The sequence below is a fragment of the Pseudomonas sp. Je.1.5.c genome (assembly GCF_051129895.1).
Taxonomy (GTDB): Bacteria; Pseudomonadota; Gammaproteobacteria; order Pseudomonadales; family Pseudomonadaceae; genus Aquipseudomonas; species Aquipseudomonas urmiensis.
The window spans coordinates 1-23,753 of sequence record NZ_JBCPSP010000025.1; the positions used below are offsets into that span (position 1 = coordinate 1).

The 23,753-nt window shown below is 63.3% G+C and carries 24 protein-coding genes; 13 read left to right on the forward strand and 11 right to left on the reverse strand.

The features are described 5' to 3' along the window. Window positions 1–121 precede the first annotated feature (121 nt). Genes AAZU54_RS17695 through arsC form a run of 3 tightly spaced genes read right to left on the reverse strand, consistent with a single transcriptional unit; the run spans window position 122 to window position 1,483 of the window. On the reverse strand, window positions 122–535 hold the full coding sequence (locus tag AAZU54_RS17695; protein ID WP_186554634.1) for a DUF2069 domain-containing protein: 414 nt from the start codon (window positions 533–535) through the stop codon (window positions 122–124). Further along, window positions 528–1,133, reverse strand: coding sequence for an NAD(P)H:quinone oxidoreductase (wrbA, locus tag AAZU54_RS17700; RefSeq protein ID WP_186554635.1), 606 nt, complete (start codon window positions 1,131–1,133; stop codon window positions 528–530). Before wrbA ends, AAZU54_RS17695 begins: the two co-directional genes overlap by 8 nt. Further along, on the reverse strand, window positions 1,130–1,483 hold the full coding sequence (arsC, locus tag AAZU54_RS17705) for an arsenate reductase (glutaredoxin) (RefSeq protein WP_186554636.1): 354 nt from the start codon (window positions 1,481–1,483) through the stop codon (window positions 1,130–1,132). Before arsC ends, wrbA begins: the two co-directional genes overlap by 4 nt. A gap of 87 nt (window positions 1,484–1,570) precedes the next feature. Here arsC and AAZU54_RS17710 point away from each other — a divergent pair, with 87 nt between their 5' ends. Next, window positions 1,571–2,035 (forward strand): TlpA disulfide reductase family protein, encoded by a 465-nt coding sequence (locus AAZU54_RS17710; RefSeq protein ID WP_186554637.1) that lies wholly within the window; start codon window positions 1,571–1,573, stop codon window positions 2,033–2,035. 158 nt (window positions 2,036–2,193) lie between these two features. On the opposite strand, the gene AAZU54_RS17715 is transcribed toward AAZU54_RS17710, so the two are convergent. The 4 genes from AAZU54_RS17715 to AAZU54_RS17730 all read right to left on the reverse strand — a co-directional run bounded on the left by AAZU54_RS17715 (window position 2,194) and on the right by AAZU54_RS17730 (window position 6,974). Further along, on the reverse strand, window positions 2,194–2,598 hold the full coding sequence (locus AAZU54_RS17715; RefSeq protein WP_186554638.1) for an META domain-containing protein: 405 nt from the start codon (window positions 2,596–2,598) through the stop codon (window positions 2,194–2,196). Next, window positions 2,595–3,032, reverse strand: a complete 438-nt coding sequence (locus tag AAZU54_RS17720; RefSeq protein ID WP_392466141.1) for a hypothetical protein — start codon at window positions 3,030–3,032, stop codon at window positions 2,595–2,597. The genes AAZU54_RS17715 and AAZU54_RS17720 overlap by 4 nt, the downstream gene beginning before the upstream one ends. A gap of 31 nt (window positions 3,033–3,063) precedes the next feature. Further along, a complete protein-coding gene (locus AAZU54_RS17725) occupies window positions 3,064–4,053 on the reverse strand; it encodes a 2-hydroxyacid dehydrogenase (protein WP_186554640.1) in 990 nt (329 codons plus the stop codon). A 164-nt stretch (window positions 4,054–4,217) separates the two neighbouring features. Beyond that, entirely contained in the window at window positions 4,218–6,974 is a 2,757-nt protein-coding gene (locus AAZU54_RS17730) for a response regulator (protein ID WP_186554641.1), read from the reverse strand. Window positions 6,975–7,180: 206 nt separating this feature from the next. On the opposite strand from AAZU54_RS17730, the gene AAZU54_RS17735 reads away from it, so the two are divergent. The 7 genes from AAZU54_RS17735 to AAZU54_RS17765 all read left to right on the forward strand — a co-directional run bounded on the left by AAZU54_RS17735 (window position 7,181) and on the right by AAZU54_RS17765 (window position 15,541). Then, window positions 7,181–7,897 carry a response regulator transcription factor gene (locus tag AAZU54_RS17735; RefSeq protein ID WP_186554642.1) on the forward strand — a complete coding sequence of 239 codons (717 nt, stop codon included), beginning with the start codon at window positions 7,181–7,183 and terminating at the stop codon, window positions 7,895–7,897. Window positions 7,898–7,899: 2 nt separating this feature from the next. Beyond that, a complete protein-coding gene (locus tag AAZU54_RS17740) occupies window positions 7,900–9,300 on the forward strand; it encodes a sensor histidine kinase (RefSeq protein ID WP_312155843.1) in 1,401 nt (466 codons plus the stop codon). A 137-nt stretch (window positions 9,301–9,437) separates the two neighbouring features. After that, window positions 9,438–10,337, forward strand: a complete 900-nt coding sequence (gene cysM / locus AAZU54_RS17745) for a cysteine synthase CysM (RefSeq protein WP_405130152.1) — start codon at window positions 9,438–9,440, stop codon at window positions 10,335–10,337. Beyond that, window positions 10,337–11,695, forward strand: coding sequence for a 23S rRNA (uracil(1939)-C(5))-methyltransferase RlmD (gene rlmD, locus AAZU54_RS17750; protein ID WP_186554644.1), 1,359 nt, complete (start codon window positions 10,337–10,339; stop codon window positions 11,693–11,695). The genes cysM and rlmD overlap by 1 nt, the downstream gene beginning before the upstream one ends. Before the next feature lie 96 nt (window positions 11,696–11,791). Continuing rightward, window positions 11,792–14,032 (forward strand): GTP diphosphokinase, encoded by a 2,241-nt coding sequence (gene relA / locus AAZU54_RS17755; RefSeq protein ID WP_186554645.1) that lies wholly within the window; start codon window positions 11,792–11,794, stop codon window positions 14,030–14,032. A gap of 109 nt (window positions 14,033–14,141) precedes the next feature. Beyond that, window positions 14,142–14,975: a nucleoside triphosphate pyrophosphohydrolase gene (gene mazG, locus AAZU54_RS17760; RefSeq protein WP_186554646.1), complete on the forward strand. Its 834-nt coding sequence runs from the start codon at window positions 14,142–14,144 to the stop codon at window positions 14,973–14,975. 26 nt (window positions 14,976–15,001) lie between these two features. Further along, window positions 15,002–15,541, forward strand: a complete 540-nt coding sequence (locus AAZU54_RS17765) for a DUF2058 domain-containing protein (protein ID WP_312154733.1) — start codon at window positions 15,002–15,004, stop codon at window positions 15,539–15,541. A gap of 44 nt (window positions 15,542–15,585) precedes the next feature. Here the strand turns inward: AAZU54_RS17765 and AAZU54_RS17770 are convergent, their stop codons facing one another. The 4 genes from AAZU54_RS17770 to purM all read right to left on the reverse strand — a co-directional run bounded on the left by AAZU54_RS17770 (window position 15,586) and on the right by purM (window position 18,453). Next, window positions 15,586–15,768: a hypothetical protein gene (locus tag AAZU54_RS17770; protein ID WP_186554648.1), complete on the reverse strand. Its 183-nt coding sequence runs from the start codon at window positions 15,766–15,768 to the stop codon at window positions 15,586–15,588. A gap of 254 nt (window positions 15,769–16,022) precedes the next feature. Continuing rightward, on the reverse strand, window positions 16,023–16,733 hold the full coding sequence (locus tag AAZU54_RS17775; protein WP_312154735.1) for a DUF3108 domain-containing protein: 711 nt from the start codon (window positions 16,731–16,733) through the stop codon (window positions 16,023–16,025). Between the two features lie 8 nt (window positions 16,734–16,741). Continuing rightward, window positions 16,742–17,395 carry a phosphoribosylglycinamide formyltransferase gene (purN, locus tag AAZU54_RS17780; RefSeq protein ID WP_434727455.1) on the reverse strand — a complete coding sequence of 218 codons (654 nt, stop codon included), beginning with the start codon at window positions 17,393–17,395 and terminating at the stop codon, window positions 16,742–16,744. Continuing rightward, the gene (gene purM / locus AAZU54_RS17785; protein WP_186554651.1) at window positions 17,395–18,453 is read right to left on the reverse strand and encodes a phosphoribosylformylglycinamidine cyclo-ligase; all 1,059 of its coding nucleotides are present in this window, start codon (window positions 18,451–18,453) and stop codon (window positions 17,395–17,397) included. Before purM ends, purN begins: the two co-directional genes overlap by 1 nt. Window positions 18,454–18,794: 341 nt before the next feature. Here purM and AAZU54_RS17790 point away from each other — a divergent pair, with 341 nt between their 5' ends. The 5 genes from AAZU54_RS17790 (at window position 18,795) to AAZU54_RS17810 (ending at window position 23,263) form a co-directional block, all read left to right on the forward strand. Then, on the forward strand, window positions 18,795–19,865 hold the full coding sequence (locus AAZU54_RS17790; protein WP_434727456.1) for a DUF2066 domain-containing protein: 1,071 nt from the start codon (window positions 18,795–18,797) through the stop codon (window positions 19,863–19,865). A gap of 15 nt (window positions 19,866–19,880) precedes the next feature. Continuing rightward, window positions 19,881–20,954 carry an AI-2E family transporter gene (locus AAZU54_RS17795; RefSeq protein ID WP_264235828.1) on the forward strand — a complete coding sequence of 358 codons (1,074 nt, stop codon included), beginning with the start codon at window positions 19,881–19,883 and terminating at the stop codon, window positions 20,952–20,954. A gap of 166 nt (window positions 20,955–21,120) precedes the next feature. Further along, window positions 21,121–21,825 carry a DnaA regulatory inactivator Hda gene (gene hda / locus AAZU54_RS17800; RefSeq protein WP_186554653.1) on the forward strand — a complete coding sequence of 235 codons (705 nt, stop codon included), beginning with the start codon at window positions 21,121–21,123 and terminating at the stop codon, window positions 21,823–21,825. 127 nt (window positions 21,826–21,952) lie between these two features. Further along, window positions 21,953–22,591 (forward strand): C40 family peptidase, encoded by a 639-nt coding sequence (locus tag AAZU54_RS17805; protein ID WP_186554654.1) that lies wholly within the window; start codon window positions 21,953–21,955, stop codon window positions 22,589–22,591. 135 nt (window positions 22,592–22,726) lie between these two features. After that, complete coding sequence (locus tag AAZU54_RS17810; RefSeq protein ID WP_186554655.1) at window positions 22,727–23,263, forward strand: C40 family peptidase; 537 nt, start codon at window positions 22,727–22,729, stop codon at window positions 23,261–23,263. The last annotated feature ends 490 nt before the right edge of the window (window positions 23,264–23,753 follow it).

Here is a 23,753-nt window from a genome sequence, read left to right on the forward strand (position 1 = left end):
GGCCTCAGCCTCGCTATCGCGGGGCAAGCCCGCTCCCACGTAGCCCACGTAGCCCACGTAGCCCACGTAGCCCACGTAGCCCACGTAGCCTACGCAGTCCACGCAGTCCACATAGCTTGTTCTAGTTTCCTTCGCCGGCCAGCCTGCGCTCATGCTGAAACTTCCAGCGCACAAACAGCAGCCCGCTAACAAACAGCCCCAAGCTCACCAGCACCTCGATCCAGCCAAACACCGCGCGCGCCGGATCGAACGCCGCCAACACGCCCTTGATGAAGTAGATGTTCACCACAAAGCAGGTCCAGGCATGCGCCCGGGCGCTGCCCATCAGCATCCCCGGCAGCAACAGCAGCAGCGGGATCAGCTCGATCGCCAGGATGACCTCGACCCGCGCCCCATGCAGGTTGGCGAACCACAGGTTATTGATCACCAGCAGGACGATCAGGCCGAAGAAACAGCCCAGGCTCAGCGCCCGCGTCAAGCGCAGGCGCGGGCTCAACCACTCAAGCGCTGGCAGCACCTTGGGCTTCCTAGCCACGTTCACCACCCAAAGCCTTGGCGGTGCTCGCCAGGCGTTGGCCGAGCGCGCGGCACAGGGCGATCTCATGGCTGTCCAGCTCGCGCTTGCCATCTGCCCCGGCATGATGGCTCGCCCCGTACGGGGTGCCGCCACCACGGGTCTCGAGCAGCGCCGACTCGCTGTAGGGCAGGCCCATGACCAGCATGCCGTGGTGCATCAGCGGCAGCATCATCGACAGCAGGGTGGTCTCCTGGCCGCCGTGCAGGCTGGCGGTGGAGGTGAACACCGCCGCCGGCTTGCCGACCAGCTCACCGCCCAGCCACAGGCTGCTGGTGCCATCGAGGAAGTACTTGAGCGGCGCGGCCATGTTGCCGAAGCGGGTCGGGCTGCCCAGGACCAGCCCGGCGCAGTGGCGCAGGTCGTCGAGGGTGGCGTACAACGCACCGCTGGCGGGGATATCCGGGGCTACTGCCTCGCATTCGGTGGAGATCGCCGGCACGGTGCGCAGGCGCGCTTCCAGGCCGGCCATCTCGACGCCACGGGCAATGTGCCGGGCCATCTCGCTGGTCGAGCCATGGCGGCTGTAATACAGCACCAAGATGAATGGATCGCTCACGGCAGGATCTCCAGCACCTTCTCGGGTGGGCGACCGATGACCGCCTGGTCGCCGACCACCAGAATCGGCCGCTCGATCAGTTTCGGGTGTTGTGCCATGGCTTCGATCAACTGTTGGTCGCTGAGCGCCGGGTTGGCCAGCTCCAGGGTCTTGTATTCGTCTTCACCGGTGCGCAGCAGCTGGCGCGGGGCGATGCCCAGCTTGCCCAGCAATGCCTTGAGGGTCGCCGCATCGGGCGGGGTTTCCAGGTAGCGCACGATGGTCGGGCTGAGGCCGCGCGCTTCGAGCAGCTCCAAGGCGCCGCGGGATTTCGAGCAGCGCGGGTTATGATAGAGAGTCAGATCAGTCATGACGGGTCGCATCCAGCAGGGTGTGGCGGCTATTCTAACCGCAGCGACTGAATTACAGGTTTAGAAAACTTCGAGAAGGATTGACCCATGGCAAAGCGTTTGGCAGCTGCACTGGCCATCACTGCGAGCCTGTTGCTCGGCGGTTGCGGTGCGGACTACGGCGTGGACCAGCACGGCAATACGGTAAAGGCTGAACAGATCGAGGGGCACTGGCTGGTGCTCAATTACTGGGCCGAATGGTGCGGGCCGTGCCGTACTGAAATCCCTGAGTTGAACGCTGCGGCCAAGCAGTGGGACAGCCAGGGCATCAAGGTGGTCGGGGTGAACTTCGATGGCCTGCAAGGGCAGGACCTCAAGCAAGCTGCCGAGACCCTCGGGATTGGCTTCACGGTACTGGCCCAGGATCCGGCAGAGCGTTATGAGCTGCCGCGTAGCGAGGCGTTGCCGGTGACCTACATCATCGATGACAAAGGCAAGGTCCGTGAGCAACTGATGGGCGAGCAGACCCTGGAAGGGCTGCAGGAGAAGATCAAGGCCCTCAAAGGCGCCTAATGATGTTGACTTGATAGCTGGGGCTGCTTTGCAGCCCTTCGCGGGCAAGCCCGCTCCCACAGGGACCGCGCTTGTACCCGGTACACACTCTGTGGGAGCGAACTTGTCGGGGCGCTGACCCGCCGCGAAGGGCCGCAGAGGGGCCCCAACAGAGGTGATCAGCCTTCTTCAGGCCAGAACCGCAACGGTTTGCCTTGGGCCGGCCAGAACCGAATCTGTTCGATCGCCGAAACATCCCAACGCTGCACCGTCTCCAGCGCCTCGAGGAAACGCTTCTCCTGCTCCATCAACGCCGGCGCGCACAGCTTGCGGGTCTTGCCGACCTTGCCGAAGCTGATCCGCTCACCCTCAAGCGTATACGGCGCAAACCAGTGGTTGCAGCCGCCATTGCCATAGGCGCGGCCGTCTTCGGCCAAGGTCAGGGTCAGGTGGCTGTAATCGATCAGCGGGCGTTCGCCAATCCACTCAAGCACATAGCTCTGCTCTTGTTGCAACTTCGACGGCTGCGCAGCGCAGCCCAGCAGGCCGGTGGCAATCAGCACGCCGGTCAGCATGTTTTTCACTGAGCGCTCTCCTGGCAGTGTGGGCACAGGTGCTTGTCACCCTTGCTGATCCAGCCCAATTCAGCGACGCGGGCACTGGCGGCCGGCTTGTGCGCCTTGTTCCCCAGCTTGCCGTCGACGGCGAACTCGAAGTCGAGCACGGCTTGGCAGCTGTCGCACTTGACCTGCCAGTTGAGGATCTCCAGCTCTTTGAACGCCGGGCCGCTGGCCACCGCGACCCACTGGCCGCGCGGGTTGATCAGGTGGCGTACGCTTTCCACGGTCAGGCGCATGGACAAGTCCTTGCTGCCTTTGAGGGTGACCAGCAGGACGTCGTCCTTCTGGATCGAACCGCCATTGCCGGTTACCTGATAGCGACCCGGCACCAGCGCGCGGCATTCGATCAGGGTGTGTTGCGGGTTGAATAGGGTGTAGCGGAAATCGTGCTCGACCATGGGTCCTCCAGAAATGCCGCGTATCCTAGCATCAACCCTCGACCAGATTCTGCGGATTGCCTGCCACCCAGCGGATGATATTTTCCAGGGTGGTCGCAGCGATCGCATCCAGCGCCTCACGGGTCAGGAACGCCTGGTGGGCGGTAATGATCACGTTGGGGAAGGTCAGCAGCCGGGCCAGCACATCATCTTGCAGGGGCAAGTCGGAGCGGTCCTCGAAGAACAGCTGGGCTTCTTCTTCATACACGTCCAAACCCAGGTAGCCGAGTTGGCCGCTCTTGAGCGCATCGATCAGGGCTGGGGTGTCGACCAGCGCACCGCGACCGGTATTGATCAACATCGCGCCCGGTTGCAGCGCTGCCAGGCTGTGGGCGTTGATCAGGTGGCGGGTGTGCTCGGTCAGCGGGCAGTGCAGGCTGACGATCCGCGACTGGCGCAGCAACTCAGGTAGCTCCAGGTAGCGTGCACCCAAGGCCAGCATGTCGGGGTTGGGGTAGGGGTCGTAGGCCAGCAGCTGGCAGCCAAAGCCGGCCATGATGCGGGCGAAGGCCACGCCGATCTGGCCGGTGCCGACCACCCCGACGGTTTTGCCATGCAGGTCGAAGCCGGTCAGCCCGTGCAGGGTGAAGTCGCCTTCGCGGGTGCGGTTGTAGGCGCGATGCAGGCGGCGGTTGAGGGCCATGATCAGCGCCACCGCGTGCTCGGCCACCGCATGCGGCGAGTAGGCCGGCACCCGTACCACGGTCAGCCCCAGGCGTTTGGCGGCGGCCAGGTCGACGTGGTTGTAGCCCGCCGAGCGCAGGGCGATCAGGCGCGTGCCGCCGGCGGCCAGGCGCTCCAGCACCGGCTGGTCCAGTTCGTCGTTGATGAAGGCGCAGACCACCTCGAAGCCGCTGGCCAAGGCGGCGGTGTCCAGGGTCAGGCGGGCCGACTGGAAGTGCAGTTCCAGGTTGTTGTCGGTGCTGGCGCGGGTGAAGCTTTCCTGGTCGTAGTGCTGGCTGCTGAACAACAGAGTGCGCATAGCGGATTCCTTGGCAATGAGGCGAGGTGAGTTTAGCCCGATTGGCTTGGCGGACTTTGATCGGTGCCATGAGAGGCTCAGTCAGTACTGGCCTATTCGCGGGCAAGCCCGCTCCCACAGGGTCCGAGGTGTCGAGAAGCCCGTGGGAGCATCAGTAAACGCACTCAAGCACTCTGCTGCGCCTGTTCGGCCAACCGGCTGATCGCCTGATCCAGCTCATCCAGCGCCTGCAAGGCCTGGGGATTATCCTGCTTGAGCAGGGTCTCGCTACGCTGGCACGCCGCCCGCAACTGCGGCACTCCACAGTAGCGCGATGCGCCATTCAAGCGGTGTACCCGCTCGATCATCGCCTCACGGTCACCTGCTTCACGTGCGCTGCGAATCGCCTGGCGATCAGCCTCCAGCGACTCCAGCAGCATGCTCAGCATGTCCGCTGCCAAGTCCGGCTTGCCCGCGGCCAGGCGCAAGCCTTCTTCCGGGTCGAGCACCTTCAGCTCGCTGCTGTCCGGCAGGCGCTCGGTGATGCGTTCCTGCTGCGGGGTGCCCAGGTTCAGCCCGGTCCATTTCATCACCACCTGGCCCAGTTGCCGTTCACTGATTGGCTTGGTCAGGTAATCGTCCATGCCGCTGTGCAGCAGGGCGCGTTTTTCATTGGCCATGGCATGCGCGGTGAGCGCGACGATCGGCAGCGGGTTACCGCTCTGGCTGTTTTCCCACAGGCGGATCTGCTCGGTGCAGGCGCGCCCGTCCATACCGGGCATCTGCACATCCATCAGCACCAGGTCGAACGGCTCATCCTGCACCGCTTGTACCGCCGCAAAACCATTGTCGACCGCCAGCACCTCGGCGCCGAGGTCTTCGAGCAGGGTCTGCACCAGCAACAGGTTGGCCGGGTTGTCGTCGACGCAGAGGATCTTCGGCACCCGCTGGCTGCCGGCAACCCGGACTTCGCTGGTTTGCCGACGTGGCTGAATCAGCTCTACCAGCAGCCGGCGCAGCTTGCGCGTACAGGTCGGCTTGGACAGCAGCTGGCCATGGGCGTTGGGCAGGTAAGGGTGGTACAGCGCCTGTTCGGTGGTCGGGCACAGCACCACGCACTGGCAGTCCAGGCGCTCCAGTTGTTGGTGGTACTGGGCGAGTTGTTCCGGCGACAGGTTGCCCAGGTTGGCCCCGAGCACGGCGAACTCGAACGGCTGGCCAGCCAGGTGCGCCGCCTGAACGCCTTGCAGCAGCTGATCGAAGGAGGCGAACAGACTGACGCTCAAGCCGCAATCTTCCAGTTGGTGCTCAAGAGCCTGGCGCGCCAGTTCGTGGCCGTCGACGATTGCCGCGCGTCGCCCGAGCAAGGGTTGCAGCGGCAAGTCTTCGGCATCGTCGTGGGCCTTGGGCAGGTTCAGGCTGATCCAGAACTGCGAGCCTTCCCCCGGCGTGCTGTCGACGCCGATCTCGCCGCCCATCTGCTCGATCAAGCGCTTGGAGATCACCAGCCCCAGGCCGGTGCCGCCGGGCTGGCGCGATAGCGAGTTATCGGCCTGGCTGAAGGCCTGGAACAGGGTGCGCACATCTTGCGGCGACAGGCCGATGCCGGTGTCTTGCACGCTGATGCGCAGTTGCACGCTGTCTTCTTGCTCGTCTTCGAGCATGGCGCGCACGACGATAGTGCCCTCACGGGTGAACTTGATAGCGTTGCTGACCAGGTTGGTGAGGATCTGCTTGAGCCGCAGCGGGTCGCCGACCAACGACAACGGCGTGTCGCGATAGACCAGGCTGAGCAACTCCAGCTGCTTGGCGTGGGCTGCTGGGGCGAGAATGGTCAGGGTGTCCTGGATCAGGTCGCGCAGGTTGAACGGGATGCTGTCGAGCACCAGCTTGCCGGCCTCGATCTTGGAGAAGTCGAGGATCTCGTTGATGATCCCCAGCAGGTTGTCGGCCGATTTCTCGATCGTGCTCAGGTAATCGAGCTGGCGCGGCGCCAACTCGCTTTTTTGCAGCAGGTGGGTAAAACCGAGGATGCCGTTGAGCGGGGTGCGGATCTCATGGCTCATGTTGGCGAGGAACTCGGACTTGATCCGGCTGGCTTCCAGGGCCTCCTTGCGCGCCATGTCCAGTTCGATGTTCTGGATCTCGATGGTCTCAAGGTTCTGGCGCACATCTTCGGTGGCCTGGTCGATGCTGTGCTGCAGCTCTTCGTGGGCGTTGTGCAGGGTTTCGGCCATGCGGTTGATGCCGGCAGCCAACTCGTCCAGCTCGTGGCTGCCCATGGCCGGCAGCCGCGCTTCGAGGTTGCCGTCCTTGAGTTGGGTGACCGCTTGCTTGATGCGGCTGATCGGGTCGTTGATCGTGCGGCTCATGCGCAGGGCGAGCAGGGCCGTCAGGATCAGGCAGCCCAGGATCAACAGTACGCTGGTGAACAGGTTGCGATAGCCGCGCAGCAAGGTGCCGTCGTGGGACAGCTCGATCTCGACCCAGCCGAGCAGTCGCTCGGCCTCGGCGGGGATGGCATCGGTAGCCAGGTCGCGATGATGACCGAACACCGGCATCAGGTAGCGCGTGGCATCGTTGCCACTGCGTTGCAGCAGTTGGGTACCAGTGCCGCCGCTGGGCGGCTGATTGAGCATGCTCGGGCCGGCGTGGGCCAGGCGCGAGCGGTCGGGCGCGAGGAACGCCACGGCGCGCACGTCGGCCTGCTCTAGCGCCTGGGCCGCGATGCGTTCGAGCTGCGGCGCGGTATGCTGGGCCATCGCCGGTGCGGCCAGCGGCGCCAGCTGTTCGGCGATCATCTTGCCGCGCTGCAGCAATTGGCTGCGCAGCTCGTTCTGCTGCAACCAGGTGAAATAGCTGCCCAGCACCAGTGCCATCAGGCTGGCCGGCAACAAGGCCAGCAACAGCACCCGGCTTCTGATTCCCAAACGATCGAGCACACTCGCCTCCTGTGATGTGCCTTGCGGCCGTCGCCGAGCGGGACGGAATAATCTCGGAACGTTACTCCGGGTCTGGCGCTAATGCACTCATTGCAGACGATTTTTGTCGCCTGCGCTGGCCTCATCACCTCACCGGTCGCAATTGGGTTGCCTGGCCCGGCCACATGGCCAATAATCGCGCAACTGAGAATAAATGTCAGAAGCCAATGAATCCTGTAGCTATTCACAATTCGAACATTCTCGCCATCGAGGACGACCCAGTCCTTGGCGCCTACCTGCATGAGGAGTTGCAGCGTGGCGGCTTCCAGGTGACCTGGTGCCGCAATGGCCAGGAAGGTTTGGAAAGGGCAGGCCGCCAGGTGTTCGATGTCGTGCTCATGGACATCCTGTTGCCTGGCCTCAATGGCCTGGACGCGCTCGCCCAGCTGCGCAGGCGCAGCACGACGCCGGTGATCCTGATGTCGGCGCTCGGTGCCGAGGCCGATCGCATCACAGGCTTCCAGCGCGGTGCCGACGACTACCTGCCCAAGCCGTTCAGCATGGCCGAATTGCAGGTGCGCATCGAGGCGATCCTGCGCCGGGTCGATCTTGAGCGCCGGCGCAAGGTCCAGCCGCAGGTCGAGCCGGGTCAATTGCAGTTCGACGAGGCCGCCAGCGACGTCTGCCTGAATGGTCAATGGGCCGGGCTTACCCCCAGCGAATACCGCCTGCTCGATACCCTCAAGCGCAGCCAGGACGAGGTGCTCAGCAAGCCCTTCCTTTATCAGCAGGTGCTCCAGCGCGGCTACTCGCGTCACGATCGCAGCCTGGACATGCATGTCAGCCAGATCCGTCGCAAGCTCAAGAGCGTGGGTTATCACGATCAGCAGATTCGCACTGTTTGGGGCAAAGGCTATGTGCTCAGTGCCGGTGAGGCCGACTGATCATGCTTGACCGACACTCGTTGTTCTGGCGGCTGGCGATTCTGCTGGTGGGCTTCTGCCTGTTGATGATCGGCCTGAGCTACACCTGGGGCCGGCACATGGAAACCCAGAATGCGTTTCTCTCCGAATCGGCCCGCCAAGAGCTGCGTGGCTATGCCGCCGAGGCCGAGCGGGCCTGGCGCGAAGGCGGCCAGGCTGGGGTCGATCGCTGGCTGGCCGAGATGCACCAGCGCGAACCAGGCTGGGTCGGTGTGCTCGACGCCGACCTGCAATCACTGAGCAGCACGCCGCTGGTCACCGCCGAGCGCCAGCGCATGACCCGCTTGCGCGGTATCGACTGGCCCATGAGCCGGCGCAGTGTCGATCAGCCCTGGGTGCGCCTGGCGTTTCCCACGCTGCCCGAGCAGGGCATGTTGGTCATCGAGTTACCCGAGCGGCTCAATCCCGGCAAGTACCGTCTGCTCTGGCAGGTCGTGACCAATGGCGTGATTCCGGGTCTGTTCACCTTGCTGTTGTGCGTGGGTCTGTATCGCATGCTGATCGTGCCGCTGAACCAGCTGCGCGAACAGGCCAATGCCTGGCGCGCCGATCAGCTCTCGGCACGTCTCGACTCGCGCACCATCGGCCGGCATGACGAGTTGGGCGAGTTGGCCCGGGCATTCGACCAGATGGCCGAACGCTTGCAGGGTACGGTCGCCCTGCAGCAGCAACTGCTACGCGATTTGTCCCATGAGATGCGTACTCCGCTGAGCCGTCTGCGCGTGGCCTGCGATGGCGAGAACGACCTGGAGCGCCTGCGCGAGCGTCTGACCCGTGAAGTGGACTGCATGCAGCAACTGGTCGAGGACACGCTGCAACTGGCCTGGCAGGACGCCGAGCGGGCGCCGATGAACCTTGAGCCGATCCAACTCCAGGCGTTGTGGGACATGCTGGCTGAGGATGCCTGCTACGAGAGTGGCTGGAGCCCGTCGCGGCTGCGCTGCGAGGTGCCGGCAAACTGCTGGGTGCAGGGCAACCTCAATCACTTGGCCCAGGCCTTCGAGAACATGCTGCGCAATGCCATTCGTCATTCGCCTGAAGAGGGCTTGATCAGCCTCGGCGCAAAGCGTGAGGGCAATCACTGGCGGATCTGGCTGGAAGATCAAGGCGGCGGAGTGGCCGAGGACGATCTGGAGCGGATCTTCGCGCCTTTCTCGCGCCTGGACGGATCGCGGCCGGGGGATGGGGGCTTTGGCCTGGGCCTGAGCATCGCGCGCGGCGCCATCCAGCGCCAGGGCGGTACCTTGTGGGCGGAGAATGGCAAGCACGGCCTGCGCTTGTGCATGCGCCTGCCGGCGCATATCGCGGGGCAAGCCCGCTCCCACGAGGCCACTGTAGAGCCAAAGTCATACGCTGGAGCCTGAACTGCGCGGGCTGGCCCGGGAAGCGTCTCTAACGCCTATATAGCGGTTAGCTATAGCAACCGCAGATTGCGTGATATGGCCGCGAAAGGTTTGCCGGTATGATAGTCGCCCCTGCCGTCCGGATTGCGAAATACGCCATGACCCTGCAGTACCCAACCATCGCCGATTGCGTCGGCAATACGCCTCTGGTTCGCCTGCAGCGCATAGCCGGTGAAACCAGCAATACCTTGCTGCTCAAGCTCGAAGGCAACAACCCCGCAGGCTCGGTCAAAGACCGCCCGGCGCTGTCGATGATCACCCGCGCCGAGCTGCGCAACCAGATCAAGCCCGGTGACACCCTGATCGAAGCGACCTCCGGCAACACCGGTATCGCCTTGGCCATGGCGGCGGCGATCAAGGGTTACAAGATGATCCTGATCATGCCGGACAACTCCACCGCCGAACGCAAGGCGGCGATGACGGCCTATGGCGCCGAGCTGATCCTGGTCAGCAAGGAAGAGGGCATGGAAGGTGCGCGCGATCTGGCCGAGAAGCTCCAGGCCGAAGGCCGTGGCCTGGTCCTGGATCAGTTCGCCAACGGCGACAACCCGATTGCCCACTACACCAGCACCGGCCCGGAAATCTGGCAACAGACCCAAGGCACCATCACCCATTTTGTCAGCTCCATGGGCACCACCGGGACCATCATGGGCTGCTCGCAGTACCTCAAGGAGCAAAACCCAGCGGTGCAGATCGTCGGTCTGCAACCGATGGAAGGCTCGGCCATCCCCGGCATCCGCCGCTGGCCGCAGGAATACCTGCCGAAGATCTTCGATGCCACCCGCGTTGATCGGGTCGTGGACATGTCCCAGGCCGAGGCCGAAAACGTCACCCGTCGCCTTGCCCGTGAAGAGGGCATTTTCTGCGGTGTGTCTTCCGGTGGTGCGGTGGCGGCCATGCTGCGCCTGTCCCAGGAAGTGGAAAACGCCGTGATGGTCGCGATCATTTGTGATCGCGGTGATCGTTATCTCTCCACCGGCCTGTTTGACGCGACCTGATGACCAGCAAGAAAAGCAAAGGCGGCCTGCGCTTCCAACCGGCCGGCGGCAACCGTGCACCCCAAGTCCCGGTGGGCAAGAAGCAGCGCCTGGACATCGAGCGGCTGTCCGGAGATGGCCGAGGTATCGCCTTCCATGACGGGCGCACCTGGTTCGTCAGCGGTGCGTTGGCTGGCGAAGCGGTCGAGGCGCGGGTGCTCAATGCCCGCGGCAAGATCGTCGAAGCGCGTCTTGAGCGGGTGTTGCAGGCCAGCGCCGAACGGCGCCAGGCGCCGTGCCGGCATTTCGACCGCTGCGGCGGCTGCAACTTGCAGCACCTGGCGCATGAAGACCAGCTCGTACTCAAGCAGCGCCTGCTCGCCGAGCAGTTGCAGCGGGTGGCCGGTATCCAGCCGCAGGCCTGGGCCGCGCCGCTGTTCGGCCCGGAGTTCGGCTACCGCCGCCGGGCGCGCATCGCCGTGCGCTGGGACGCCAAGGCGCGGCAACTGGACGTAGGCTTTCGTGCCCAAGCCAGCCAGGACATCATCGCCATCGACGACTGCCCGGTGCTGGTACAGCCCTTGCAAACGATCATGCGGCATTTGCCGACTGTGCTGCGCAGCTTGAGCAAACCTCAGGCCCTGGGCCATGTCGAGCTGTTCAGTGGTAGCGCCGAAGCGTTGCTGGTACGGCATGTGGCGCCACTGCCGGAAGACGACCTGGCGCGCTTGCAGGCCTTCTGCAAACAAGCCGGTGCCCAGCTATGGTTGCAAGGGGACGGTGAGCCGGCGCCAGTCGAGGCCGGGCAAACCTTGGGCTTCACCCTGGAGCCGTGGGCGTTGCAACTGGCCTGGCGACCGGGTGACTTCGTCCAGGTCAATGCCCAGGTCAATACGATGATGATCGAGCAGGCCCTGGCCTGGCTCGCGCCGCAAGCCGATGAGCGGGTGCTGGATCTGTTCTGTGGCCTGGGCAACTTTGCCCTGCCGCTGGCCAGGCTGGCCCGCGAAGTGGTTGCGGTGGAAGGTGTACAGGCCATGGTCGATCGGGCCGCGGCCAATGCCGGGGAAAACAATGTGCATAACGCACGGTTTTTTCAGGCCGATTTATCGCAGCCTTTGGCAGGCGCCGGATGGGCCGCCGAGGGCTTTTCTGCGGTACTCTTGGATCCACCGCGCGACGGTGCTTTCGAGGTGGTGCAAGGCATCGCACGCCTCAAGGCCAAGCGGTTGGTCTATGTGTCCTGCAACCCAGCGACGCTGGCGCGAGACGCCCAGGTGCTGGTCGCTCAAGGGTACCGGTTAACAAGGGCCGGGATTCTCGACATGTTTCCTCAGACGGCGCATGTCGAAGCCATGGCGTTATTCGAAGCGGGCTAGCCAGCTGGCCCCTTGGTGCGGCTTCCATGGATTGGAGGCCACACGGTGATTGTCAGTGCACCTGCGTGGTGCACTGTATGGAAAGGTAAAGCAAAGATGGTACAGGTGAGAGTGCACCAGCCGGTCAACACCGACGGCAGTATCAATCTCGAAGCGTGGTTGGATCATGTGGTCAGCGTCGATTCGGCGTTGGACCGCGTGGCCCTGAAAGAGGCTTGTGAGTTCGCCCAGGAAGTCGAGAAAAAGGGCAACCCGGCCAAGCATTCCTGGGCGGACGGTACGTCCAGCTTCCAGGCCGGTCTGGAAATTGCCGAAATTCTCGCAGACCTGAAGCTTGACCAGGATTCGCTGGTAGCCGCAGTGATCTACCGCTCGGTGCGCGAAGGCAAGGTGACCCTGGCCGAGGTCGGCCAGCGCTTTGGTCCGGTGGTGTCCAAGCTGATCGACGGCGTGCTGCGCATGGCGGCCATCAGTGCCAGTCTCAGCCCGCGTCAGTCGCTGGTACTGGGCTCCCAGGCGCAGGTGGAAAACCTGCGCAAGATGCTCGTGGCCATGGTCGACGACGTGCGCGTGGCCCTGATCAAGCTGGCCGAGCGCACCTGCGCGATTCGTGCGGTCAAGGCCGCCGACGATGAAAAACGCCTGCGCGTGGCGCGTGAGGTGTTCGACATCTATGCGCCGTTGGCCCATCGCCTGGGTATCGGTCATATCAAGTGGGAGCTGGAGGACCTGTCCTTCCGCTACCTCGAACCCGATCAGTACAAGCAGATCGCCAAGCTCCTGCACGAGCGTCGGCTGGACCGCGAGCGGTTTATCAGCGACGTGATGAACCAGCTGCAGAACGAGCTGCTGGCCACCGGCGTCAACGCCGATATCAGTGGCCGGGCGAAACACATCTATTCGATCTGGCGCAAGATGCAGCGCAAGGGCCTGGAGTTCAGCCAGATCTACGACGTGCGCGCCGTGCGCGTGCTGGTGCCGGAAATCCGCGATTGCTACACCGCGCTCGGCATCGTGCATACCCTGTGGCGGCACATCCCCAAGGAATTCGACGACTACATCGCCAACCCCAAGGAGAACGGCTATCGCTCGCTGCACACCGCGGTGATCGGCCCAGAGGGCAAGGTGCTGGAAGTGCAGATCCGTACCCACGGCATGCACGAGGAAGCCGAGCTCGGCGTCTGCGCCCACTGGCGCTACAAGGGCACCGACGTCAAGGCCAGCTCCAACCACTACGAAGAAAAAATCTCCTGGTTGCGCCAGGTGCTTGAGTGGCACGAGGAGCTGGGCGACATCGGCGGCCTGGCCGAGCAGTTGCGGGTCGATATCGAGCCGGACCGGGTGTACATCTTTACCCCCGACGGCCATGCCATCGACCTGCCCAAGGGTGCCACGCCGCTGGACTTCGCCTACCGCGTGCACACCGAGATCGGCCACAACTGCCGCGGCGCCAAGATCAACGGGCGGATCGTACCGCTCAACTACAGCCTGCAGACCGGCGAGCAGGTGGAGATCATCACCAGCAAGCACGGCAGCCCTAGCCGCGACTGGCTGAACTCCAACCTCGGCTATGTCACCACCTCGCGGGCACGGGCGAAGATCGTCCACTGGTTCAAGCTGCAAGCACGCGACCAGAACGTCGCTGCCGGCAAGACCCTGCTCGAACGTGAGCTCAGCCGCCTCGGCCTGCCGCAGGTGGACTTCGAGCGCTTGGCAGAGAAGGCCAACGTCAAGACGGCCGAGGACATGTTTGCTGCCCTCGGCGCCGGCGACTTGCGCCTGGCCCATCTGGTCAACGCCGCGCAGCAGCTGCTCGAACCTGAGCGCATCGAGCAGATCGAGCTGACCCCGCGCAAATCGTCGAGCTCGCGCACCGGCAAGCGTGCCGATATCCAGATCCAGGGGGTCGGCAACCTGCTCACGCAGATGGCCGGTTGCTGCCAGCCGCTGCCCGGCGAGGCGATCGTCGGTTACATCACCCAAGGCCGCGGCGTGACCATCCACCGCCAGGACTGCGCCTCGGTGCTGCAACTGGCTGGCCGTGAGCCGGAGCGGATCATCCAGGTCAGCTGGGGCCCGGTGCCGGTGCAGACCTACCCGGTGGACATCATCATCCGCGCCTACGACCGCCCAGGCTTGCTGCGCGACGTATCGCAGGTGTTGCTCAACGAGAAGATCAACGTGCTGGCGGTCAACACCCGCTCGAACAAGGAAGACAACACCGCGCTGATGTCGCTGACCATCGAGATTCCGGGCCTGGGTGCCCTCGGACGCTTGCTGGGGCGCATTTCGCAGTTGCCTAACATCATCGAGACGCGGCGTAATCGTACCCCTTGAAATCGCGGCGGCCTCATCGCGGGCAAGCCCGCTCCTACAGGATCTCAGCGGTCCTTGTGGGGGCGGGCTTGCCCGCGAATGGGACGACACGGTCCGGAAGGATTGACCCATGACCTACACCCTAGAAGACCTGCTGCACCTGATGGCCCGGCTGCGCGACCCCAAGCACGGCTGCCCCTGGGACCTCAAGCAGGACTACGCCAGCATTGTCCAGCACACCCTCGAAGAGGCGTATGAAGTCGCCGATACCATCGAGCGCGGCGACTTTGTTCACCTGCAAGGCGAGCTGGGCGACCTGTTGTTCCAGGTGGTCTACTACAGCCAGCTGGCGCGCGAGGAGGGCCGTTTCGAGTTCGCCGGTGTGGTCGATGCCATCACCCGCAAGCTGATTCGTCGCCACCCTCACGTATTCCCCACCGGCGATCTCTACGCGGCCCTCGACACCCCACGCCTGAGTGAGGCCGAGGTTAAATCCCGTTGGGAGCAGATCAAGGCCGAGGAGCGCGCCGAGCACAGCGAGCCAGAGCAGCTGTCGTTGCTCGACGATGTGCCTGCCGCGTTGCCAGCCTTGTCGCGAGCGGCCAAGCTACAGAAGCGTGCGGCCACGGTCGGCTTCGACTGGCCAGAAGCACTGCCGGTGCTGGACAAGGTCCGCGAGGAGCTTGATGAGGTATTGCAGGCCATGGCCGACGGCGACAGCGATGCGCTGGAAGACGAAATCGGCGACCTGCTGTTTGCCACCGTCAACCTGGCCCGGCACCTCAAGCACGATCCAGAAAACGCCCTGCGTCGCGCGAACCGCAAGTTCGAGCGACGTTTCCGCTTCATCGAACAGGCCTTGCGCGACAGCGGCAAGCCGATCGAAGAGTGTAACCTTGACCAGCTGGACGCCCTTTGGGGTGAAGCCAAACGTCAGGAAAAGAACCTGCCCAGCTGCGGCTGAGCTGTTGCATAAGTGAGTGAACATCCATGAGCCTTTCCCTTCGCGACCAATTGCTCAAGGCCGGTCTGGTTAACCAGAAGCAGGTCAAGCAGACCAACAAAGCAGAAAAGAAACAGAAGCGCCTGGAACAAAAGGGCCAGGTCGAGGTGGACGACACCCAGCAGCGCCTGGCCAAGGAAGCCATGGCCGAGAAGGCCAGGCGCGATCAGGAGCTGAACCGTCAGCAGCAGGAAAAGGCCGAGCACAAAGCCCGCGCCGCGCAGATCAAGCAATTGATCGAAGCCACCCGCCTGCCCAAGCTGACCACCGAGGACTACTACAACTTCGTCGACGACAAGAAGGTCAAGCGCATCGCCGTCAACGCCTTGATGCGCAGCAAGCTGAGCAATGGCTCGCTGGCGGTGGTGTCGTTCGGCGGTGGTTACGAGGTGATCCCGCGCGAAGCGGCAGTGAAGATCCAGGAGCGCGACCCTAATCGCATCCTGTTGCTCAATACCCATGTCGAGGAGGCGGACGAGGACGATCCGTACGCGGCCTACAAGATCCCTGACGACCTGATGTGGTAAACACGAAAAACCCCGCCTTGGCGGGGTTTTTTATCGAAGACTGTTTACTGCGTATGGCGCTGGTTCTCAAGGTGCTCAAGCTCCATGCGGTACTGATGGGCTTCATGCTCCTGGTGGAACATGCCGACCAGCTGACCTTGCTGATGCACATCCCAGATCCGCACACCGGCGGCCAGGCCTTCGTGGGACATTTTCGATTCGTCGCGTTCGCTTACTTGGACTGTCATCGTTAAAACTCCACTTCTCGTTGGCTGCGGCACTGTGTCGCAGGCCTTAGTTATAGAGTTTGTTAGCAGGCTAAGTAAATAAACTGCCGATGAAACATGTTTAATGAAGCCTTATGCAAACGTGGGAGCGGGCTTGCCCCGCGATAGCGTCAGACCAAGCAACGCTATCGCGGGGCCATGTATCACCCAATACCACAGGCAAAAAGAAACCCCGCACGCGGCGGGGTTTGTGTATCAGCAACAAGCCCAGGCGGTCAGTTACCCTTCACCGACTTGCCATCGACCGTGCCATCCTGCAGCACGATCACGTACTCCTTGCCATCAGTTTCGACCTGACGCAGCTGCACCAGCAGGTAGTCCCAGTCCTTGGCGAACCACAACTCGGTGATGCGCTTGCTTTGGCTCGGGTCGCGCACGCGCTCGACCTTGACCGCATCGACCTGGCCGGTCTTGGTGCTGACTTTCTCAGTCCCCAGCACGCGGAAGTCGTAGGTGTCGATCTCGTCACCGTCGACCACCTGGTAGGTCATGCTCTTCTTGCCGGCGGCCACGTCATGCTGCAGCGCCAACTGATAGGACGACTTGTCCAACACGCCGCGGTTGAGCGGCAGGTTGATGGCATCGCCACGGTCGCTACCGGTGACTTTTTTCGCGGTCCAGTCGAAGTCCAGGTCGACTTTCTTCGCTTTGCCCAGGCCGCCACGCTCGAAGTGGTACTTCTGTGGCAGCAGGGTGTCGTTGTCCAGGCGCAGGGTGCTTTGCTCGGTGAGGCTGGCGATCATCATGGAAGCCTTGAAATGAAGGTCCCAGGTACCATTGGCATTCTTCACCAGGCTACGTTCAGCGGTGCCGCTCATGGGCAGCTGCTTCCAGTCGGCGGTGTAGCTGGCCGAGAACGGCTTCAGATCGGCTGCCTGGAGGGGCAGGGCAAGCACGGCGAGAGCCAAGAGCAGGGCGCGACGCATAAATTCTCCTAGGGTCGAATCAAGTGACCGCTGGCCGCCAGCGGCTGGCCATCCAGTAATGCACCGTGTTCGCCAAGACGCAAGCGCCCTTCAGCTAACCAGCGCACCGCCAGCGGGTAGATCTGGTGTTCCTGATGGTGAACCCGGTCGGCCAGGCTTTGCACGGTGTCGTCTGGCGCTACCGCAACCACTGCCTGTACGACCAGTGGCCCGCCATCGAGTTCCTCGGTGACGAAGTGCACGCTGCAGCCGTGCTCGGCATCACCCGCCTCCAGCGCACGCTGGTGGGTATGCAGGCCCTTGTATTTGGGCAGCAACGAGGGGTGGATGTTGAGCAGGCGGCCCTGGTAGTGGCGCACGAAGTCGCCACTGAGGATGCGCATGAAGCCAGCCAGGACCACCAGGTCAGGCTGCATGCCGTCGATCAGCGCCATCAGCGCTGCATCGAAGGCTTGGCGCCCGTCGAAACCCTGGTGTTCCAGCACTGCGGTGTCGATCCCGGCGGCCTTGGCCCGTTCCAGGCCATAGGCGTCGGCGCGGTTTGAGATCACCCCGCGAATCTGCACCGGGCTGTCTTGACCCAGGCTGCTGTCGATCAGCGCTTGCAGGTTGCTGCCGGAACCCGACAGCAGTACCACAACGTTGCAGGTCTTGCTCGGCATCAGTGTGCCTTGAGGTTTTGCAGCTCGACCTGGGCAGCGCCTTCGGCGGCATCGGCGATCTGGCCGATGACCCATGGCTGCTCACCCGCTGCGCGCAGCACGTTCAGGGCGTTGTCGACCTGATCCTGAGCGACGCAGATGACCATGCCAACGCCGCAGTTCAGTACGCGGTGCATTTCGTGCTCGTCGACGTTGCCTTTTTCCTGGAGGAAATCGAACACTGCCGGACGCTGCCAGCTGGCTACGTCGATGATCGCCTGGGCGTTCTTCGGCAGCACGCGTGGGATGTTGTCGAGCAGGCCACCACCGGTGATGTGGGCCATGGCTTTGACCGCGCCGGTGTCTTTGATCAGCTTGAGCAGCGGCTTGACGTAGATGCGGGTCGGGGCCATCAGCAGGTCAGCCAGCGGCTTGCCGTCGAGCTGGGTGCTGTCGATGTCGGTGTTGGACACTTCGAGGATCTTGCGGATCAGCGAGTAGCCATTGGAGTGCGGACCGGACGAGGGCAGGGCGATCAGCGCATCGCCGCTGGCGACTTTCGAGCCGTCGATGATCTCGGCCTTTTCCACCACGCCGACGCAGAAGCCGGCCAGGTCGTAGTCTTCACCCTCGTACATGCCTGGCATTTCGGCGGTTTCACCACCCACCAGGGAGCAGCCAGCCAGTTCACAGCCAGCGCCGATGCCGGTGACCACGGTCGCGGCGACGTCGACATTGAGCTTGCCGGTGGCGTAGTAGTCGAGGAAGAACAGCGGCTCGGCGCCACAGACCACCAGGTCGTTGACGCACATGGCGACCAGGTCCTGGCCGATGCTGTCGTGCTTGTTCAGGTTCAGCGCCAGGCGCAGCTTGGTGCCGACGCCGTCGGTGCCGGAGACCAGAACCGGCTGCTTGTAGCCGGCCGGGATCTCGCAGAGGGCGCCGAAGCCGCCCAGGCCACCCATGACTTCAGGGCGTGCGGTGCGCTTGGCCACGCCCTTGATGCGTTCGACCAGTGCTTCGCCGGCGTCGATGTCTACACCGGCGTCCTTGTAGCTCAGGGAGGGTTGCTTGCTCATTGATCCAGGCCTTTAGGAGGGAGGGATTCAGGAAAACGACCGCGACGGCCAAGGCCGGCTGTTAAAGCGGCGGCTGCCTGTTCGTCACTGGTCTGCGAAGGCGCGCGATTTTATCAGGGTTGCCGGGCAGCGGCCATCCTCAGGCCGACCGACTGGCCGGGAATCGATTAAAAAACCTTGTTTAGGCGTGCGCGACTGGTTGCCGCGCCAGCGCCTGTATAAGGTATAGAAAAGGCGGCGGACTCTGATTGCAGGCGTGAAGGAGCGATTTTCTCACGCAGTGGTCTGAGCCGGCAGGCGCGACGTTCGCCGTCACTTAGCTCACTGGACAGGAATCCTCCATGCGTTTTCTCAACTACCTGGCCGCCGGTTGCCTGGCCCTGGTCGGCACTGCCGCCCAGGCCGAGGCGGTATCCGGGCTGTATCAAGTTCGCGAACCGCTGCAAGGGCAGGGCAGCGAAGCGCGTACCCAGGCCACCCGCCAAGCCCTGGATACCTTGGTACTGCGCTTGACCGGCGACCCCAAGGCGCCGCAGAGCCCGGCCCTGGCCGCGCTGCGCAGCGATCCGCAGCAGATCATCAATCAGGTCGGTAGCGATGCTGGCCCGCCGGAAAGCGTGCTGGTGGAGTTCGACCCCGGCAGCACCGAGCGCGCCCTGCGCAAGGCCGGCCTGGCCCTGTGGGGCAGCAACCGGCCAGCGATTCTCGGTTGGTGGTTGAATGACAGTGTCGATGGCAGCAGCCTGGTCGGCGATGGTCAGAGCGCTGCCGAACCGCTGCGCCGCGCCGCCCAGCATCGTGGCCTGCCGCTGCGCCTGCCGTTGGCTGATCTGCAGGAACAACTGGTCGCCACCCCCAAGCAGCTGGAAGGCAAGGACCCGGCGCCGCTGCGCGAGGCCTCCGAGCGCTATGGCGCCGATGCCTTGCTGGCGGTGCACGCCCATGAAGCCGACGGCAAGTGGCAGGGTAAATGGCAGCTGTGGCTGGGGGATCAGCGCGAACAAGGCGATGCCGAAGGCGCTGACCAGGCCGCGTTGGCCGATGCGGTCATGCTCGCAGTCAGCAACCGCCTGGCACCGCGCTATGTCACCCGCCCGGGAGCCAGCAGTGAGCTGCAAGTGCAAGTGCAGGGCATGAACCTGCAGCGCTACGCTGAGCTCAACCGTGTGCTCGAACCCTATGGCCCGCGCTTGCAGATGGCCGATGGCGCCACGCTGACCTATGCCGTCACCGGCAATCGCGAGCAGCTGCGCGCCCAATTGGGCCTGGCCAAGCTTCAGGAACTGCCAGCCGAACAACCGGCCAGCCCGGCTAATCCGCCGGCGCCCGCAGCCCAGCCTGGGGCCGAGCAGCCTGCGGCGGTTCAGGCCGCTGCGCCCAAGCCGTTCGACGGCCTGCGTTTTGCCTGGTAAGGAAACGTGCACATGATGACTGACCCGCGTCGCTGGGTATGGCTGGGCGTGGCCCTGCTGATCGCCGTGCTGCTATATAGCCTGCACAACATTCTTTCTCCGTTTCTGGTTGGCATTCTCCTGGCGTATCTGGCCGACCCGCTGGTCGATCGCCTGGAACGCCTGGGGCTGTCGCGTACCTGGGGCGTGGTGGTGGTGTTCAGCCTGTTCACCTTGATCTTCATGGCCATGTTGCTGGTGCTGATCCCGATGCTGGCCAAGCAGTTGGTGCGCCTGTACGAACTGACGCCGCAAATGCTCGACTGGCTGCAGCATGTAGCGCTGCCTTGGGTGCAGAGCCGCCTGGGCCTGGCCGACGGCTTCTGGAAGTTCGACAAGATCAAGGCTGCGGTCGGCGCGCACATGGGCCAGACAACCGACATCGTCGGCATGCTGCTGTCGCAGGCCACCGCCTCGAGTCTGGCGCTGATGGCGTGGCTGGCCAACCTGGTGCTGATCCCGGTGGTGGGCTTCTACTTGCTGCGCGACTGGGACGTGATGATGGCCAAGCTGCGCAGTTTGCTGCCACGCCAGCGTGAGTCGCAGGTGATGGGCCTGGCGGGCGAATGCCATGAGGTACTCGGCGCCTTCGTGCGTGGTCAGTTGCTGGTGATGCTGGCGCTGGGCGTGATCTATTCCAGCGGCTTGATGCTGGTAGGCCTGGAACTGGGGCTGTTGATCGGTCTGTTGGCCGGGCTTGCGGCGATCGTGCCGTACATGGGCTTCATCATTGGCATCGGCGCCGCTTTGATTGCCGGGTTGTTCCAGTTTGGCGGCGATCCGTATCCGCTGCTGGGCATCGTCGCGGTGTTCATGATCGGCCAGGTGCTCGAAGGCATGGTGCTGACGCCGATGCTGGTGGGCGATCGCATTGGCCTGCATCCGGTGGCGGTGATCTTCGCGATCCTGGCCGGGGGCGAGCTGTTTGGCTTTACCGGGGTGCTGCTGGCCTTGCCCGTGGCGGCAGTGATCATGGTGCTGCTGCGTCATGTGCATGACCTGTACAAGGAGTCGGACATGTACGGCGGCGAGGTCGATCCGGACCTGTGATACCGTCAGGGGCCGTGCAAAGGCCCCTTTTTTTGCATTTTTACCGCGCAACTCATTGATTTTGCTTGTGCTCTTGCGCTCGCCGATTGTGCCGCCCGCGCTGCGGGTATAGACTTTGCACACTGTTCACCAAAGGCCCCCGTGGTCCTCGCGACCGTCAGCCAGCATGAAACCGATCCAGTTGCCCCTGGGTGTGCGTCTGCGCGATGACGCTACCTTCATCAACTACTATCCGGGCGCCAATGCCGCGGCATTAGGCTACGTCGAGCGGCTATGTGAAGCCGACGCCGGCTGGACCGAGAGCCTCATTTATTTATGGGGCAAACAGGGTGTGGGCCGAACTCACCTGTTGCAGGCCGCCACCCACCGTTTCCAGCAACGCGGCGAACCTGCCGTGTACCTGCCGCTGGCCCAATTGCTGGAGCGCGGCGTAGAGCTGCTCGACCACCTCGAACAATACGAGCTGGTGTGCATCGACGACTTGCATGTGATCGCCGGCAAAGCCGATTGGGAAGAGGCCATGTTCCACCTCTTCAACCGCCTGCGCGACAGCGGCCGGCGCCTGCTCTTGGCGGCCTCCAGCTCGCCGCGTGAGCTGCCGATCAAACTGCCTGACCTCAAGTCGCGCCTGACCTTGGCGCTGATCTTCCAGATGCGCGGTCTGTCCGACGAAGACAAGCTGCGCGCCTTGCAACTGCGGGCTTCGCGCCGTGGCCTGCACCTGACCGATGAGGTCGGCCATTTCATCCTCACCCGTGGCGCGCGCAGCATGAGTGCGCTGTTCGATCTGCTCGAACGCCTCGATCAGGCCTCGCTGCAGGCCCAGCGCAAACTGACCATCCCGTTCCTCAAGGAAACCCTCGGCTGGTAAGTCCTTGAAAACAGCGGGCCAGAGCGTTGCGTAGGAAAAGTCACATCTTTTTCGATAAAATTTGCAAATGGCCATGATAGAGGGCATAGTCTCACCCTTCTAAAGGATTACAGACACGGTCGTGCCCATGCTCAAGCGCTTCGCACCCCTCGTGCCACTCGCACTCGTGACCCTGCTTTTTGGCTGCGCGGCTCATGGCCCGGTTTCCCAGCCTCAGGATCAACATCAGGTCGCCGCCCATTCGGCAGTCATGGCCAAAGCTTCGGCCTCTTCGGTTTTCGCTGAAGAGCCAGTGGCCACTGAAGAAGACCTCGACGCCTTTTCCAGCACCAGCAAGCCGTACCAGTTGCCAGTCCTTGCCGACAGCATCCTGGAGCGTGGCATGTCGCTGATCGGCACTCGCTATCGCTTTGGCGGTACCTCGGAGAAATCCGGTTTCGACTGCAGCGGTTTCATCGGTTATCTGTTCCGTGAGGAAGCCGGCATGACCCTGCCGCGCTCGACCCGCGAGATGATCAACGTCGATGCGCCCAAGGTTGCCCGGAACAAACTCAAGCCAGGTGATCTGCTGTTCTTCAGCACCAATGGCCGTGGCCGCGTCAGCCATGCTGGCATCTACCTGGGTGACAATCAGTTCATCCACTCCAGCAGCCGCCGCAGCGGTGGTGTGCGCATCGACAACCTCGGTGACCGCTACTGGAGCAAGACCTTCATCGAGGCCAAGCGCGCCCTGGCCATGGCGCCGACCACGATCTCGCGCAACTGATAGCGAATTGCTATATTCTCCCGCGGCGGCGATGCTGAAAAGCTCGCCGCCGTGCGCATTTACAGAAAGCGTCTAATCTAATTTCTCAACTCTTTTCGGCTGCGGTCGATCGGTCTCTGACAGGAAGTTCTGGCCATGGTGATGATGGCGCGCTTCGCATTACTTTCCCTGGTGGCCTTGCTGGCTGCCTGCTCCAGCCGTGCGCCTGCACCGGCGCCGGTGGTCAAGCCACAAACTACCTTCAATCAACACGTTAGCGCCTCGCCGGTGGCGGAAGATGTGCTGTTTCGGGCAATTGGCTTGGTCGGTACGCCCTATCGTTGGGGCGGTAATACGCCCGATTCAGGGTTCGATTGCAGTGGCTTGATTGGCTATGTGTACCGCGATGCTGCGGGGATCAGTTTGCCGCGTTCGACGCGGGAGATGATCGTCATGCGCGCCCCAACTGTGGAGCAGCGGGCGCTGCAGTCGGGGGATTTGGTGTTCTTTGCGACGAACGGTGGGTCGCAGGTTAGCCATGCCGGAATTTACGTGGGGGAGGGGCGCTTTGTTCATGCGCCTTCCACAGGTGGGACGGTGCGTCTGGATTATCTGTCCAATAGCTACTGGGCCAAGGCTTATTTGCAGGCCAAGCGGATCATCCCGCCGGGGCATTTGGCGCACAATCCCTGATTTGTAGTGTTTGTTCTGGCCTCTTCGCGGGCAAGCCCGCTCCTACAGGCACCGCGCCGTTGTTCCGGTTGGCGGTGAGCCTGTTGGGGCGGGCTTGCCCGCGAAGAGGCCGGAGTAGACATCGACGATTCCACTTTCGCACCAACTGGCTGGCGATGCCCGACTCAGCCGGGGTTACGCATCCATCGCCGGCAAGGTCGGTTCTCACAGAAAGACAGTTGCTCCCACAGGCACGGCGCCGTTGTTCCGGTTGGCGGTGAGCCTGTGGGAGCGGGCTTGCCCGCGAAGAGGCCGGAGTAGTCATCGACGATTCCACTTTCGCGCCAACTGGCTGGCGATGCCCGACTCAGCCGGGGTTACGCATCCATCGCCGGCAAGGTCGGTTCTCACAGAAAGACAGTTGCTCCCACAGGCACCACGCCGTTGTTCCGGTTGGCGGTGAGCCTGTGGGAGCGGGCTTGCCCGCGAAGAGGCCGGAGTAGTCATCGAC

Bases quoted from the DNA above. Each gene is read 5' to 3' on its own strand.
- hda (WP_186554653.1), top strand. From the start codon at position 21,121: ATGAAACCGATCCAGTTGCCCCTGGGTGTGCGTCTGCGCGATGACGCT.
- AAZU54_RS17720 (WP_392466141.1), bottom strand. From the start codon at position 3,032: ATGGTCGAGCACGATTTCCGCTACACCCTATTCAACCCGCAACACACC.
- AAZU54_RS17710 (WP_186554637.1), top strand. From the start codon at position 1,571: ATGGCAAAGCGTTTGGCAGCTGCACTGGCCATCACTGCGAGCCTGTTG.
- AAZU54_RS17790 (WP_434727456.1), top strand. From the start codon at position 18,795: ATGCGTTTTCTCAACTACCTGGCCGCCGGTTGCCTGGCCCTGGTCGGC.
- rlmD (WP_186554644.1), top strand. From the start codon at position 10,337: ATGACCAGCAAGAAAAGCAAAGGCGGCCTGCGCTTCCAACCGGCCGGC.
- AAZU54_RS17770 (WP_186554648.1), bottom strand. From the start codon at position 15,768: ATGACAGTCCAAGTAAGCGAACGCGACGAATCGAAAATGTCCCACGAA.
- relA (WP_186554645.1), top strand. From the start codon at position 11,792: ATGGTACAGGTGAGAGTGCACCAGCCGGTCAACACCGACGGCAGTATC.
- AAZU54_RS17810 (WP_186554655.1), top strand. From the start codon at position 22,727: ATGGTGATGATGGCGCGCTTCGCATTACTTTCCCTGGTGGCCTTGCTG.
- cysM (WP_405130152.1), top strand. From the start codon at position 9,438: ATGACCCTGCAGTACCCAACCATCGCCGATTGCGTCGGCAATACGCCT.
- AAZU54_RS17765 (WP_312154733.1), top strand. From the start codon at position 15,002: ATGAGCCTTTCCCTTCGCGACCAATTGCTCAAGGCCGGTCTGGTTAAC.
- AAZU54_RS17735 (WP_186554642.1), top strand. From the start codon at position 7,181: ATGAATCCTGTAGCTATTCACAATTCGAACATTCTCGCCATCGAGGAC.
- purM (WP_186554651.1), bottom strand. From the start codon at position 18,453: ATGAGCAAGCAACCCTCCCTGAGCTACAAGGACGCCGGTGTAGACATC.
- AAZU54_RS17795 (WP_264235828.1), top strand. From the start codon at position 19,881: ATGACTGACCCGCGTCGCTGGGTATGGCTGGGCGTGGCCCTGCTGATC.
- AAZU54_RS17740 (WP_312155843.1), top strand. From the start codon at position 7,900: ATGCTTGACCGACACTCGTTGTTCTGGCGGCTGGCGATTCTGCTGGTG.
- AAZU54_RS17725 (WP_186554640.1), bottom strand. From the start codon at position 4,053: ATGCGCACTCTGTTGTTCAGCAGCCAGCACTACGACCAGGAAAGCTTC.
- purN (WP_434727455.1), bottom strand. From the start codon at position 17,395: ATGCCGAGCAAGACCTGCAACGTTGTGGTACTGCTGTCGGGTTCCGGC.
- AAZU54_RS17775 (WP_312154735.1), bottom strand. From the start codon at position 16,733: ATGCGTCGCGCCCTGCTCTTGGCTCTCGCCGTGCTTGCCCTGCCCCTC.
- arsC (WP_186554636.1), bottom strand. From the start codon at position 1,483: ATGACTGATCTGACTCTCTATCATAACCCGCGCTGCTCGAAATCCCGC.
- AAZU54_RS17805 (WP_186554654.1), top strand. From the start codon at position 21,953: ATGCTCAAGCGCTTCGCACCCCTCGTGCCACTCGCACTCGTGACCCTG.
- mazG (WP_186554646.1), top strand. From the start codon at position 14,142: ATGACCTACACCCTAGAAGACCTGCTGCACCTGATGGCCCGGCTGCGC.